Genomic DNA, 16,287 nt, shown 5'->3' with positions numbered 1-16,287 from the left:
TTTAACTTGTCCTTTTTCTTGACAGAAGACCATTATTATAAAGACTTGATAAGTTCATTAGAAGAGAAGTAAATAGTAAATTATAGGGGTTAGTGATACTGGTAAATTTATTGTAATTATATAGAATATAGAGGTGGATTTATTATGAAGGAAATGACAGGGGCAAGAGAGTCAAATGCAGGAGACGATTTTCATTTTATTTGGTCTGCGAAGAAAGCATTAAAACTATTAGAACCTCATACAGATTTTGAGGCATTATGTGTTGAGGGACCAAATATTGAAGATAGTATAGTATTTGAAGATGATGGAAATGCATTACTATCAATAGATGTAGCGGAGTATTTTGGAGGTCGAAAGTATAAAGATGCTACAAAAGTAATATTTTCGCAGTTAAAATATAGTACTCGTCATGGAGATTTGCCTTGGACATTTTCTTCTCTATCAGCAACTACTAATAGTAAAAAAGACAACTCAATAATTCAACGATTAGCTCAAACCTATAAAGGCTTTTTAAAAAAATACCCCAAAGATATAGAGAAATTGCAATTAAAACTAGTAACTAATAGGGAAATAGATGAAAAATTTAAAAATCAATTAAATAAATACCATGAAACAATAGAAGAAAGTAACTGTACAAAGTATATTGAGTTAAAGAGACTAATTCCCCAAAAAGATCACCAGCATCTAAAATTGTTTTATGAAAACACGAAATTAAGCAGTGCTGAATTTATAGGGTTTATAAAAAGTATTGATTTCAGTGAATGTGGTACAGGAATAAGGGATATACAGGAATCAGAGGTAATCACTTCTTTAGCCAAATTGGGTATATTAGATTTGAAAGCAAATTATGATAAATTGATTCAGTTTATAAGAAAGCAAATGTCACCTGAAGAAAATGAGGCGGAACCAATTGATAAAAATATCGTGGCAAGTTTCTTTAATACAATACCTGATAGTTTGTTTCCAGCAAGTTCACAAATAATAAAACCACAACAATATGTTAAACGAGATGTGAGTGCTGATATTGTTAAGGAGATAGTTATTAATAGAATGCAACATATTTGTTTACATGCAACTGGTGGAATAGGAAAAACAAGTGTAATATCTGATTTAGAGAATAGTCTACCGAGTGGTTCCGAAGTATTATTGTATGATTGTTTTGGTGGTGGCTCATATTTAGATCCATCAACACCATTGCATACATATAAAAATGCAATTATACAATTGAGTAATGAATTAGCACTGAAATGCTATACACCTTTTCTAGTTAGAACAAATTTGGAGGAAAGTGAATATCTGAAAAGCTTATCAACCAGACTTTACCAAGCATCTGATTATGTAAAGAAAATAAATCAGAATGCGGTTATTTTAGTTATATTGGATGCAGTGGACAATAGTTATTCAGCATCAGAAGTGCTGGGGGATAGGTGTTTTGCAGATAAACTCATGAAAATTACATTACCAGAAAACGTTGCTATTCTAGTCACATCAAGAACAGAGCGATTAAATAAATTTGAATTGCCCTATGGAACGGTTCAGATTGAGTTGAAAGGATTTAGTAAAAAGGAGCAACGTAATTATATAGATATGTTTTATAAAAATGTATCAGATATTCAAAGTGAAGAGATAAGACAACTTACTAATGGCAATCCAAGAGTTCAGTATTATGTTTTTTCTAAGATATCTCATAATATTGGGGAAGCTTTAGAATATCTCAATCCAAATGGAAAGAACTTAAAAGGAATATTTGAAGATGCAATAAGGAAAGTAGATAGTAGAATATCTTCAGAAATGATATCTTTCGAAGAACTATGTAGAGCATTAGTCGAATTACCCAGACCAATTCCTGTTGATATTATTACAAGTTCAACTGATTATAATACTGAAAAACTAGCGAGTGCCTGCTCAGAATATTTAATAGGTGTTTACTTTGGCAATGGTATCATAACTTTTAGAGATGAAGACTTTGAGGAGTATTTAAGAACTACTGCTAAAAGTAGCGAGTCAGCAATTATGAAGATTGCAGAAACCCTATACAATAGACGTCTTGATGATTATTATTCTATAAAATATTTACATATATTTTTGGAAAAAGCAAAAAAACTAGATGAGATTTTAAGTTCTATTTATACAACTAAAAACATTAGTATTCCGTTAATTGAAGATGAAAAAAATGAAATTATATCTAAAAGGATAAAAAGTGCTTTTTCAATAGATGAAATCTGTAATGAAAAGTATAGGTTAGATGCATACAAATTATTATACATACAGACAAAGTGTAAAGCTACTGATGCTGGAGTAAAAGAAATTATATTAGAAAATATGGGGTTGGCAAAGAAGTTAGGATTTGAAAGTACCATTGACCGGTATATCCTAGTCAAATCAGAATTTCATTCTTTGAGTGAACTAACGTTACAAACATATACAAATTCACTACTTGAAGACTATAAACTAGCAGATCAATTTTTTAAGTCTTCTCTAATAAAAATAAACCAGTATAAAGAAGAGAAAGATACTGATAGAAATTTAAATCATAGAGTTGAAAAAATAGATATATCTAGATTGGCTATATATATAGCGATGAGATATGGTGCTAAAGATGCTGTAAAGTGGTTACATAGATGGAGTCCATATCCCTCACAGGGATATTACGATGTCACCTATAGTTTATTATTACATGGATTCATAGAGAAAGCAGAGTTAATAATTGGTTACTCCGATGATATAGATATGTTTGCAGCATGTGCTGTTGCCTTCGTAGAATTAAATTATTCTATAAAAGATGAGTTTTGGACAATTGGTGAAAGGCTCATTAAACATATAGAAAAAGAAAAACAAATAAATGTTACAGGGCTAAAGTATAGAATTAATCTAATGGAAATGTTATTGAAGAGAAGAAGAATTAAAGAAGCAACGAATATAGCTGATAACACTGAAGTAGCAATAGATTATTCATATATATCATTTTATGAAATGAATGGAGAATTGCCTAAGGAGTATGCATTTAGATTTTATGCTCTCAAGAAATACTTAAAAGGTGAAGAATATTGCTTTGATGATTTTTGGTCACCGGATTCTCAAAGGTATGAAAGATACACTGAAAGTGAGATAAGAGAAAGACGGAATGAACTAAAAAAAATTCTGGATTTTATAATTAATTCATTTTTTATTAGATTAAAGATGATAGATAGTAATAATACACCAAGACTAAATATGGATGATTTTAATAAAGAATGGTCTAATTGTGAAAGGGGAAGCTATCAATTTTACAACGATCATAATTCTTATGATTATTATAGAATTATAACAAGAAATATATTCTGCATGTTGCTTAGTCGAGATAAAAATACCTTGAAAAAATTTTGTAAGGTCTTTCAAGATAATAGATACCTTGATAATAATTTTCACTTTAAGATTATTGGTGATATTATAAAAGATAAAAAATATATAGATTTAGCAGCGTGGTATCTAAAAGAACTTGATGCAAAAATGAATAAGTATCCCCAATCAGCATATGATTTGAAGAAGTTTTATTTGGATTGCTCAAATAAAGCAATATTAATTGATAGAAGACTAGCATATGATTATTTTCTTAAGGCAATTAATGCTACAACTGGCGTTGATGAAGAGGCATATAGAAGAATAGACTTATTCAAGCAGTTGTCTGAAAACTATAGAGCAGATAATAAATCATCTGAACTTGTTTATAATTTTGTGCGAATTATAGAAGACAGTTATAAAAGATTAGACGATAACAAACATCTTCCTAAATCAAATATTTATAAACTATTAACAAAAGTACACCCATCATCTGCAATTGCTGCTGCATGTAGACTAGAAGATAGAGATGATGATTATGTAGCACTAGGTTTTGAAATTTCAATACCCTACATTATCGAACAATTATTGCAAGACCATAAAATTTCAGTAGAAACAGCAACAGCACTATCAAACATAGATATTAAGTATGGAGAATCATATAACAATATTGTAAATATTATTCTAGCAAGACTCAGAGGAGAGAGTATAAAAAAAACTGAAAGAATTATCCAAGTTATATCATATGATATTGAAAAGTTGTCTGGTGGTTTTGAAAATGGACATATCATAGAAAAAATTTACGAATGGAGTAAGGATAAGTATGACGATTCGATTGACTGTATAAAAAAGTTAAATGATGAATATTGTTTTATTGAAAAAAAATTTAGAAATACAGAATTAGAATCATATGTAAACGAGAAACTATGCTGGGATAATGTAGATAAGAATACAATTAAGCAAAATAAAAAATCATTAATCTCTACAATGGATTCTATGTATTATAAAGACCGTGGAAAATTAGTAGAGTTCGTATTTGAGAATACAGCCTATGAAAATCAACTAAGCGTTATAGAATTATTACTTGATATTATGTATACTACAACATCTTGCTGGGAAAATGATGAGTGCTTTGAGATTCTTATAGATTACTTAAATGAGTGGGGGGAATATAATCCGAGGATAATGGATTGGCGTGAAGATAAGAGAAAACTAGATGAGATTTTAGAGCTATATAGCCAGAAGACCGAGTCTTTTAAAGAAAAGAACTTACATCATATATCTAGAATGTTCTTGATTGATAATGATACTATTTTGTCAAAAATGGTTAAGAATGCTTCTTCCTATTTATGTTATGAGCCATGGAGAATCTTTTCATATATTGAAAGCTTATCTTCAATAGATGATTGTGAAAATTGTAGCCAATTATTAGAGTGGTGTTGTGCGGAAGAAATCACAAATGTACATCCTGCTTCTGGCGATGAAGTTTATAAGGCAAGTAAAAGAAACATATTTTCAATAGAAGAAAGCTTAGCAATTTATTTAATTAAGATGTTAGGCCATGTAGAAAAAGAGAAGCGCTGGTATGCTATGCATGCAATCTATAGCTTGTACAAGCTAAAAGAAGGACAAATAATAGATAAGATTATAGAATTAATTTTTGATGATAATATACCAGAGTTATATAAGGACAAACAATATGTTTATTATAAAGATAGTGCAATTATTTATTTACTAGTTGCCTTAAGAAAAATAGTTGAAGAAGATGTTTTAATAGTAATAAAATATCTACCTGTTTTAGAGCATATAGCATTAACGAATAAAACTATTAATATCTTACAGAGACAATTAGCTAAAGAGATTATAATGATCATTAGACCCTCAAAAAAAGTTGAAATATCATGTGATGTGGTTAGTAAAAAAATTGTAAAATATCAACCAAGAAAGCTATATAATAAAGAAAAGAAAAGTGTAGAATTTCATTTCGATACCTTGGATATAGTACCTAAAGTATATTATTATTTGGGACAAATATTCCAAAAATCAGAAGGAAAAGTTATGGAAGATTGTGATAAAATAATTTCTTCATGGGGGATTACAAATGATACAGTAGCTCAATGGAATGAACAATATAAAACCAGCGAATATAGTAAGAATTCATATGGATTAGGTACATCTGTAGAAGATTTATCAAAATATGTACAATACAATGCAATGTATTATATAGCTGATGAATATAGGAAAACCCAGTCTATTTCAAATGACGAAAACCCAATTTATACATTTGAAGGGTGGATACAAAGTTGGTTAACAAATATACAAGGAAGCTGGGTTTCCGACCTTAAATCATTGCCTCCAAAAAAAGAAATATTCTTAGATATGAAGAGGTATGTTCAAGATGCGAAGTATGTAATTGATGATGGTATATTTCATAAATCTTTTTGGCATGTACATGAAAAGCAGAAATATTTTATTCTTTATAATAATAGCTCTATAGAATATAAAAAGAGCCGAAAAGCCTATAGTATGTCTATTGGAATAATGGATAAGAAGTTTTTAAATAAGCTTCTTGAACAAGTCCGAATGTTAAACTATTGGATTGAATGGAGTTTTATAAGTGATGAGGATCATAGATGTGATGATAGATTTATTGAGGATGTAACAGGTGAGTATTATGGAAAGGATAGTAGCTTTGAAACCTTTGATCCGTATACAAATGAAATGAATTATAGCCTTCTAAAACCAAGTAAAGATATTGAGCATTTTTTAAAAATTGATGGCACATCACCTGCGGATTATTGTATTACAAAAAATAATAGTTATCCAATAAAAACTCAGTATTGGTCATACTCCAATGATGATAGAATGTATAATTTAATTTCAAAGGGTAATATGTTATTTATTAAAGAAGGGGAATTTCTTTCTTACTTAAAATCAAAGCCTAATACTGTAGTAATTGCACAAATGAATATAAGATATTCAGATGCCTATGACAAATATGATGACAAAGCTGAAGAAGCAGAAAGACGTAGGATTATCATACTTGATAATAAATTGCAGAAGGTACTTAAAGAGATAGAAATTAAGATTTAGCATTATAAAATATCCTGTAAAAAAAGCTGTATGGTTTTGTTGTCCTAACTTGACACCATCATACAAAGGAAAGAATCAGCGAAATAGCTGTATTTACAAGGGCTACGAGTGATTTTAAGTTTATTAAAGATGGACGTGATTTTAGGAATAAAATACCCGTTGGAGAACTTGAAATTATCATTGCAGTGCGCACTTAACTCAATATAGACATGTCAACGTACAGTACCTCTGATTCAGAGGACTTTATGAGAGAGAGCAAAAGAGATAGGATTTGATTAATAATCAGATACCTATCTCTTTTGTTTTTGCAGAAAAAATATCAAAATCGAAGGGAGATATGAAGATGAGTAAAGTGATAGCTGTAGCAAGTCAAAAAGGTGGCACTGCAAAAAGTACAACGTGTAGAAACGTAGCTACGATTTTAAAATATATGGGTTACAAGGTGTTGGTGGTGGATTGTGATAACCAAGCGAATTTGACAGATTGTTTTGGTATTGAAAGTCCTGATAAGTTGGATGTGACCCTTTATCATTTAATGGAACGCATTATTATGGATGAGGATTTGCCTGAGAAGGAAGAGTACATTATTAATAGGGAAGGGGTAGATGTGCTACCTGCCAGTATCCTACTATCGGATATTGAAATCAAGTTGGTGTCAGCTATGAGTAGAGAGTATATTCTTAAAGCCATTATTGATGAAATCAAAGAGGATTATGATTATGTGCTACTTGATGCCATGCCTTCTCTTGGACTTATGACACTTAATGTACTAGCCAGTAGTGATAGCGTATTGATTCCTGCCACACCTGAATATCTATCAGCTAAGGGTCTTGAGTTACTTCTAAAAACCATATTTAAAATCAAGAAACGTATCAATAAGAAGATTGATTTTGAGGGTATTCTACTGACCATGTTTGATGAACGAACCAATCTTGCACAAGAAATGCTAGAAATGATTGAAGCTTCTTATGGAGAGCATATCAAGGTATTTAGAACCAAGATACCTAAGTCGGTAAAGGTTGGTGAAGCCAACGCAAGAAGTAAGAGTATCATTGACTATATGCCTACGAATAAAGCGGCAATTGCTTACGAAAGATTCACAAGAGAGTTGCTGAAAAAAGAGGTGATGTCATTTGAGTAAAGGTGAAGTAAAAAAGGTTCAGCCATTTATGGCGATATTCGGAGAAGATTATGATCCCGATGTAGAAAATAAAGAAACACCTAATCAGGATATCATTAAGATAGAGCAGTTAGTGCCATTTAAGAACCACCCCTTCAAATTGTATGAAGGGGAACGGCTTAATGAAATGGTTGAGAGTATCAGGCAATTTGGTGTGATAGTGCCGATTGTTGTAAGGAAAAAACGACTTAAGTTTGAAATTCTAAGTGGGCATAATAGAGTAGAAGCGTGTAAGATACTTGGCTTAAAAGAGATACCTGCTGTTGTGAAGGAAGGATTAACAGAAGAAGAAGCTTTATTGATTGTAACAGAGACCAATACGATGCAACGTTCTTTTGGCGATTTACCTCATTCTGAGAGAGCAACGGTTGTATCTGTAAGGCATGATGCTATGAAGAAGCAGGGATTTAGAACAGATTTACTAGAAGAAATTGAAAGGTTATCTAAATCACCCAATATTGATGAGTCAACTTCTTCCCCAGTGGGGAAGAAGTTCGAGACAAGTATGGGGCAAGTAGGCAAAGAATATAATCTCTCAAAAAATTCTGTAGCTCGTTATCTTCGTATATCTAAACTCCCCGAAGAATTTAAGGAATTAGTAGACGAAGGAAAAATTGCTATCAGAGCAGGTGTTGATCTCTCTTATTTAAGAGAAGAAAGTCTCGATATTGTCCATGCTATTGTTACAGAAGAAAACTTCAAGATTGATATGAAAAGGGCAAGGGACTTACGTGGAGCTGATAAGAAAGCACCACTGACCTTTGATTCAGCTAGTGCCATTATTAGAGGCGAAAAGAAAGAAAAGGCTGAGAAACCTAAGCCACCTAAGTATTGGGGGAAGGTGTTTGTCAAACATTTTAAGCCTGACCAAGAGGAATCAGAAGTTATAAGCATCATTGATAAGGCATTAGCTATGTATTATGAATCATTGAAGGTGGCAGAAGTAGTTGAAGCCAATACAAATGGTGAAGAAATGGAGCTATGAAAGGAGAGACGACTTGAAGCGATATGACAAGGTAAAGGATATTTATGACTATACCCTTTCTGAGATTGTGAAAGACCGTCAAGAATGGATGCAGTTCTTAACCTTCCATGCTAGAGTGTACAAACATACCTTTGATGATGCAGTTCTTATCTATGCTCAAAGACCTGATGCTACTTTCGTTGCCGATATGAAAACATGGAATCAGAAAGTAGGGCGTTGGATTAAGAAGGGTGCAAAGTCCATAGCTGTCTTTGATAATAGCAAAAGCGTTCCAACTTTAAAGAATTATTTTGACATCAAAGATACAACAGTGAGGGTTGAAAATCGTTTTAGTCATCCTGTTTTCTGGCAACTGGATAAAGAAAAAACACCACTTCTTCTGAATCTGCTAAAAAAAGAGTATCCTATTGATACAGTAGCTGATTATTTGAGACTTGCCACAGAAATGGAACTGGATAAGTGGGAGCAAATGATTTATCGTGGCTTTGAAAGAGATGTTGAAAATAGTCCATTATCTAATTTTGACCCAGTAAAGGTTAAAGAACAATTTAGAGCAACACTTACAGAAAGCATTTACTTTATGACAGCTATACGATGTGGTATGGAAGTAGAACCTGAGTTTAAGGTAATTAGCTATTTTAATACAAAGGCTTTTATCTTTAGGCTAGGGAGTGTGGTTAGTAACCTATCGGAATCAATTCTAAGGGATATTGAAAAAGAAATAAAAGCTATCGAAAAAGAAAGGAGTGCAAGTCATGAAACCAGTCGAACTGGATTACAAAATGAATCCACAGGGCTTTCTCGAACCAGTACTAGAAGTAGCGGGGAGCAATCAGGAAATAGGGCAGTACGGCATGAGAGCCATGAATTATCTGAAGGAAGAATATCCTCACAGGTACAGCCTGCTAAGAGCAGAGGGGACGTTGATGGAAATCATGCAGAAAGTCAACGAGGAAGCACAGGGGCGAATGGAAGTGCTACAGGAACAAATGTTGAAAACCGACCCCATTCCCAACCCACAGAACTTTTACGAGAGCTACAAACACAGGGAGATGATAAGAACCTCAGCAGAGGAAATAGTCCTTCACGAAATCATTTACAAAGCGAGGTAACACCAACTAAGGAGTCATCATACGATGGCTCTTTTGTTTTGGCTGATATTACAGATGATGAACTGATTCGTTATGAACTCAATCGAGGAAGCAGTTTTCAAAATGGTAAACAGAGAATTGTAGATTTCTTTGCGGGTAAAGCCACAGCAAAAGAAAAGGCTGAATTTCTTAAAAATGAATATGGTACAGGAGGTGGAACGCTTTCATATAACATAAGCGATGATCCATCTGTTCAGAAATTTGAGACTATAGGTTTCCAAGATCATGACAGTAAAAGTATAAGACTTCGACTCAATGATGGACGAAAAATCAAAATAACGTGGTCAAAAGCTGTTAAAGGAATTGAGAGGCTTATTAAAAGTGGTGACTACTTTAAACCACGATATAAAGGTGAAGAACCGCCTATTCCTAAAACTGAAAGGCAGCCTACTCTGTTTGACGAAGCATATAATCAAGAGCGTATTCTAGAAGAAAGTCATGTAGAAGTTAAAACTGATACTGGAGATATTCTATCTCCACTTAATGATGAACAAGAATCTATAGTACTTGGTGATTATGATATTCCTGATGAAATAGATGAAATAAGAGAAGCAGAGTCTAAATCTATTGCCACGAAAAGTACTGATTATGTAGATGAAGAAAAAGCAATTTCTCAGAAGAACTATGACCATTTAAGCACTCTTGCTACAGGTATTATCAACGGACGTTATAGTTTTCTTAAATTGAAATCTAAGGGTTATATGGACTTAACGATTGAGCGACTAGATTATAATCGAATTGCTATGAGACATTATTTTATCCAGAACGGTGACCAGATGTATGACCCTAATATGGAACTCATAATAGATCATGAAAGAGAAATCATTATGGCGGCAACCTTTCAGCAAGATAGTTTAGGGATTTATCAAGAAGTCTATTTGGAAGATAACAAATGGTCACCTCAGTTAAGTGAAAAGCTTAATGATTTTCTAAGCACATGGTTAGGCAATATTGAATCTCAAGGATATATGCCAGTAGAAGCACATTTACTAGATTACAACAATGAAAGTATTACCTTTGATAGTAATGGTAAGGAAAGTTTATGGCAGGAAGAACTCTTTGAAGTAATGGCAGCAGAAGGAGAAATAAAAGAGCCTTATAATACGGGTGAAGATATTGAGAGTGCTAAGAATTATAAAGCCACTGAAACAGATTTAGTTACCACTAATGATATACCAGAGGATGAAGTAATTGAAGAAAAAGAATCACATGGGAATGTTGGTTTTCTAAGTAATCCTAATGAGCATTTAAAAGTGATACAACATGTACCTGATTTAAATGATGAGAAGGAACGAATCCAAGAATATATTTTGAGTAGTACCGATTCAGATGATGAAAAGGTTCAGTCCGTAAAAGATATACTCATGAAAAAAAACATTACTTTTGAGCTAGAAGATGAAAACTATATGTTCAAAACTACAGCCAATAATCTTTTGCTTGCTAAACTTGAGAATGGCACATACAGCACCTACGGTTATTTATGGGAAGTAGCCTATAAGCATATTGAAACAATGGTTTATAATAATACATTTCTAATGAACAGTGAAATCAGTGAAGATGTAGAAATTTCAAAAACGGATGCTCAAAGGAATTCAGATATAGAAAATGTTATTGAACCACATAATGAAGAGCCATCTTCACCAATTGAATCATCAAATGATCTTGATGGCAAAGTAGTTAAGGAAGATGAACTCACAGATGCTACTAAGGATGCCGTAGAAACAGAAAATATAATCGCCAAAATCAATTACAGTTACAAACCTGAAGATGGTATCGGAATTGGTGGTGCAAAGACCAAGTATAAACAGAACATTGAAGCCATCAAGACATTACGTGTTATTGAAGAAGAAAATCGCCTTGCTACTGCTGAGGAGCAAAGCATCTTAGCTAAATACAGTGGATGGGGTGGACTTGCCAGTGCTTTTGATAGCCATAATAGTTCATGGGCAAATGAATACCAAGAATTAAAGCAGTTGTTGTCTCCAGATGAGTACAGTAGTGCCAGAGAATCTACACCAAATGCCCATTACACATCTCCTGTAGTTATTAATACCATGTTTCAAGTCTTGGATCAGTTAGGTTTTACTGGTGGTAGCATTTTAGAACCGAGTATGGGTATAGGTAATTTCTTCTCCCATTTACCTGATAACATGACAGATTCCAAACTCTATGGGGTGGAACTAGATGATCTATCAGGTCGTATAGCGAAGCAACTTTATCAAAATGCCAATATCACAATTGATGGTTATGAAAAGGCAAATATGAAAGATAATTTCTTTGATGTAGCCATTGGTAATATCCCCTTTGGAAATTACAAGGTCTATGACAGGCAGTACAACAAACATAATTTTCTCATTCACGATTATTTTATTGCCAAAACCCTTGATAAAGTCAGACCAAATGGGATCATTGCTCTTGTTACATCTAAAGGGACACTCGATAAAGCAGATGACCGTGTAAGAAAGTATATTGCAGAAAGAGCAGAACTACTAGGAGCTATTCGTTTACCTAATACAGCATTTAAAGAAGTGGCTGGAACAGATGTAACCACAGATATTTTGTTCTTGCAAAAGCGTGAGCGGTTATCGGTAAAGAATCCAAGTTGGCTTGAGGTAGGAGAGAATGAAAATGGCGTACCTATGAATCAATACTTCCTAGACAACCCTCATATGTGTTTAGGTGAGATGGTCTTTGATACAAGGATGTATGGTGAAGACAGTCGTTATACCACCTGTATGATTCAGGATGAAACCTTTAACCTTGAAGAAGGATTAAATGGGGCTGTTAGGTCTATTAGGGGGTCAATCAAGCCTTATGTAAGAGAAGTCGGTGAAGATGAAGAGGAAGACGGTTTAATACCTGCAAATCCTAATGTAAAGAATTATACCTATGCCTACTTAGATAGTATTCTCTATTACCGTGAAAACAGCCATATGAGAAAGTTAGATATCACAGGTAAGAAGCTAGAACGTATTAAAGGTATGATTGAGCTAAGAGAGATTACAAGGGATATTATCAACATGCAAGTAGAAGGTTGCACCCTTGATGCTCTAAAAGAGAAACAACAAATCCTTAATACCAAGTATGATGCTTTTGTAAAAAAGTATAAGGCAATCTCATCAAAAATGAATATGCAAGCCTTTAGAGAAGACAACGATTATCCTCTACTTTGTTCATTAGAGGTTATGGATGAAGATAAAAAAATCACCAAGGCAGATATCTTTACCAAACAAACCATTAAGCCTAGTCAGAAGATTACTTCTGTTGATACGGCAAGAGATGCTTTGTCAGTATCCTTAAATGAAAAAGGTGAAATTGATTTACCCTATATGGCAGAACTTTATGATGAAGATGTTGAGGACATTGTTCATGAACTTAATGGAGAAATCTTTTTAAATCCTGTACGATACGATGAGAACAGTCCCTATGTTGGTTATGAAACATACGATGAATACTTATCAGGTAATGTGAGAGAAAAACTGAAATTTGCTAAAGTCTATGCAGAGATAAATACTGAGTTGTTTTCTGGCAATGTAACAGCTTTAGAGAAAGTACAACCCAAAGACCTAGATGCCAGTGAAATTGACGTAAGACTTGGCACTACATGGATTGAAAATCATGACTATGAACAGTTTATCTATGAACTGCTTAAAACCCCCAATTACTATAAGAACAGATCAGGTGCAAGGGATGAAATCTGTCTATCCTACAACAATTACAACACATCTTATACCATCAATGGTAAAGGGCTAGATGGAGACTCTGTATCTGCTAAAGAAACCTTTGGTACAAGGCGTATGAATGCCTATTATATTATTGAGGATACCTTGAATCTTAAAAATGTGACGGTGAAAGATAGAGTAGAAGAAGGGGACAAAGTAAAATATGTCTTAAATAAAAAAGAGACTATGCTCGCAAGGGAAAAGCAAAGTCTTGTAAAGCAAGCTTTCAAAGATTGGATATTCAAAGCTCCTGAACGTCGTAAGAAGTATGTGGATTTCTATAATCAAAACTTTAATAACATTAGATTAAGGGAATATGATGGTAGTCATTTAACCTTCCCTGAAATGAATCCCGATATTAAACTAAGACCCCATCAAGTCAATGCAATTGCGAGAACCATTTATGGTGGCAATACCTTACTGGCACATACGGTAGGGGCAGGGAAGACCTTTGAGATGATTGCCTCTTGTATGGAACAGAAACGTATGGGGATACTTAAAAAAGCTATCTTCGTAGTGCCTAATCATATCACACAAGATTTTGGATCAGAGTTTTTAAGGCTTTATCCCAATGCCAATGTATTAGTGACCACCAAGAAGGATTTTGAAAAGAAGAATAGGCAACGGTTTGTATCAAGAATTGCTACAGGCAGTTATGATGCCATTGTTATCGGTCATAGCCAGTTCGAGAGAATCCCCGTATCCATCGAACGACAAGAACATATGATACACAAACAGATTAATGATCTGATTCATGGTATTGACCAGTCCAAGTCAGAAAAAGGTCAGAACTGGTCAGTAAAACAGATGGAAGCAGAAAAGAAAAAGTTAGAAGTTGAACTTAAGCGTTTACATGATACTCCAAAGGATAATGTGATTAATTTTGAGGAGTTGGGTGTGGACGCTATTTATTTGGACGAAGCCCATTATTATAAGAATTGTGCAGTCTTTTCTAAGATGCGTAATGTAGGTGGGGTAGGACAATCAAAAGCTAAGAAAGCTAGTGATATGCTTATGAAGACTCAATATATTCAAGAGGTAAATGGCGGTGAAAAAGGTGTTGTATTTGCTACAGGAACGCCCATCAGTAACTCCATGACAGAATTATTTGTTATGCAACGCTACCTTCAAAATAAGGAACTGGAAAGCCGAGGATTAAAGCATTTTGATAGTTGGGCAGCACAGTTTGGAGAGGTAGTATCAGCTTTAGAACTTGCCCCAGAAGGAACTGGCTATCGCATTAAGAATCGATTTGCTAAGTTTACTAATCTACCTGAACTTATGACCATGTTTAAGAATGTGGCGGACATACAGACGGCAGATATGCTCAATCTTCCAGTGCCTAAATTAAAGGGTGGCAAGTCCAAGGTCATAGTAGCTGAGAGTAATGATTACATTGATGAAATGATGGCATCCTTTGCAGAACGGGCAGAACATATAAGGGGCGGTGCTGACCCAAGAATAGATAACATGTTGAAGGTGACCAATGAAGCAAGGCTTCTAGGACTTGATCCAAGAACCCTTGATTCAGAAGCACCAAATGACCCTGATTCCAAAGTTAATCGTTGTATAGAAGCTGTTTTTCAAGAATACATGGAGAGCAGTGAAATAAAAGGAACACAGATTATCTTCTCTGATACAGGAACGCCCACAAGTGATGGGCGTTTTTCAGTATATCCCTATATAAAAGAAGAACTGATTAAGAAAGGCGTCCCTGCTGAGGAAATTTGTTTTATACATGATGCAAAGAGTGACCACCAAAGAGAAAGTCTATTTGCTGACATGCGTAGTGGCAATAAGCGAATCATCATTGGTTCAACACCTAAAATGGGAACAGGAACGAACATTCAATCAAAGCTTGTGGCTCTCCACCACCTTGATTGCCCTTGGAAACCATCAAGTTTAGAGCAACGAGAAGGTCGCATAATTCGTCAGGGAAATGAAAATGAGGAAGTAAACATTTATAAGTATGTAACCAAATCTACTTTTGATTCTTACCTCTGGCAACTGGTGGAGAATAAACAGCGATTTATATCTCAGATTATGACTTCTAAATCGGTATCAAGAAGTGCTGAGGATATTGATGAAACCGTATTGTCTTATGCTGAGGTAAAAGCCATTGCCACAGGTAATCCTTTGATTAAAGAAAAGATGGAAGTGGATAATGAAGTTTCTAGGTTAACCCTTTTAAAAGGTGCTTATGACAGTAACAAGTATTCTCTTGAAGATCGGTTTCTCTATCGGTATCCACAGGAAATCAAAAGACATGAAGAAGCCATTGAATGTATTGTAAAGGATATTGAGAAAAGGGATATGGATACATCCACAGAGTTCAAAGTAACCATTGAAGGTAAAGTCTTTCATGAAAGAGAAAAGGCAGGTACATACATGTTAGCACTTCTTAATGGCATGAAAGATGGTGAGACTCGTACTGTTGGTAATCTAAAAGGCTTTGAGTTATCTATTACCAAGAGTCCTTTTCATATGGAACAAGGTATGACCTTACATGGCAGTAAGACCTATTTCATTGGATTCTCTGATAGTCCTCACGGCAACATGATTAAGTTAGAAAATACCCTTGAAGCTTTTGAAAAGAGAATCGAAAAGCATGAAATGACCATTGAAGAATTGACTCGTAATAAGAATCAAGCAAAGGAAGAATGGGAAAAGCCATTTGCTCATCAATCAACACTGGAACGCATACTAAAACGTCAAAATGAATTGAACCATTTATTGGATATGAATAAGGAAGCTGATACGATTATAGGTGATGAAGATGTAAAGGAAGCAGCTTCGATAGTAGAGCAATATAGCGATGGTGAAGCATTGTAGGTGATG

At 34.0% G+C, this 16,287-nt stretch carries 4 protein-coding genes; all 4 read left to right on the top strand.

Annotated elements, in window-relative coordinates; translation table 11 throughout:
* Nucleotides 1-144: 144 nt before the first annotated feature.
* The 4 genes from N4A68_04570 to N4A68_04555 all read left to right on the top strand — a co-directional run bounded on the left by N4A68_04570 (nucleotide 145) and on the right by N4A68_04555 (nucleotide 16,281).
* Nucleotides 145-6,411, top strand: a complete 6,267-nt coding sequence (locus N4A68_04570; protein ID MCT4563574.1) for a hypothetical protein — start codon at nucleotides 145-147, stop codon at nucleotides 6,409-6,411.
* Between the two features lie 337 nt (nucleotides 6,412-6,748).
* Nucleotides 6,749-7,552: a ParA family protein gene (locus N4A68_04565; protein MCT4563573.1), complete on the top strand. Its 804-nt coding sequence runs from the start codon at nucleotides 6,749-6,751 to the stop codon at nucleotides 7,550-7,552.
* The gene (locus tag N4A68_04560; GenBank protein ID MCT4563572.1) at nucleotides 7,545-8,576 is read left to right on the top strand and encodes a ParB N-terminal domain-containing protein; all 1,032 of its coding nucleotides are present in this window, start codon (nucleotides 7,545-7,547) and stop codon (nucleotides 8,574-8,576) included. Before N4A68_04565 ends, N4A68_04560 begins: the two co-directional genes overlap by 8 nt.
* A gap of 469 nt (nucleotides 8,577-9,045) precedes the next feature.
* Entirely contained in the window at nucleotides 9,046-16,281 is a 7,236-nt protein-coding gene (locus N4A68_04555; protein ID MCT4563571.1) for a helicase-related protein, read from the top strand.
* Nucleotides 16,282-16,287 lie beyond the last annotated feature (6 nt).

The sequence above is a fragment of the Maledivibacter sp. genome, assembly GCA_025210375.1.
Lineage (GTDB): Bacteria > Bacillota > Clostridia > Peptostreptococcales > Caminicellaceae > JAOASB01.
The sequence above is the reverse complement of the archived record's forward strand: the minus strand, read 5'-3'. Positions and strand labels throughout refer to the sequence as shown.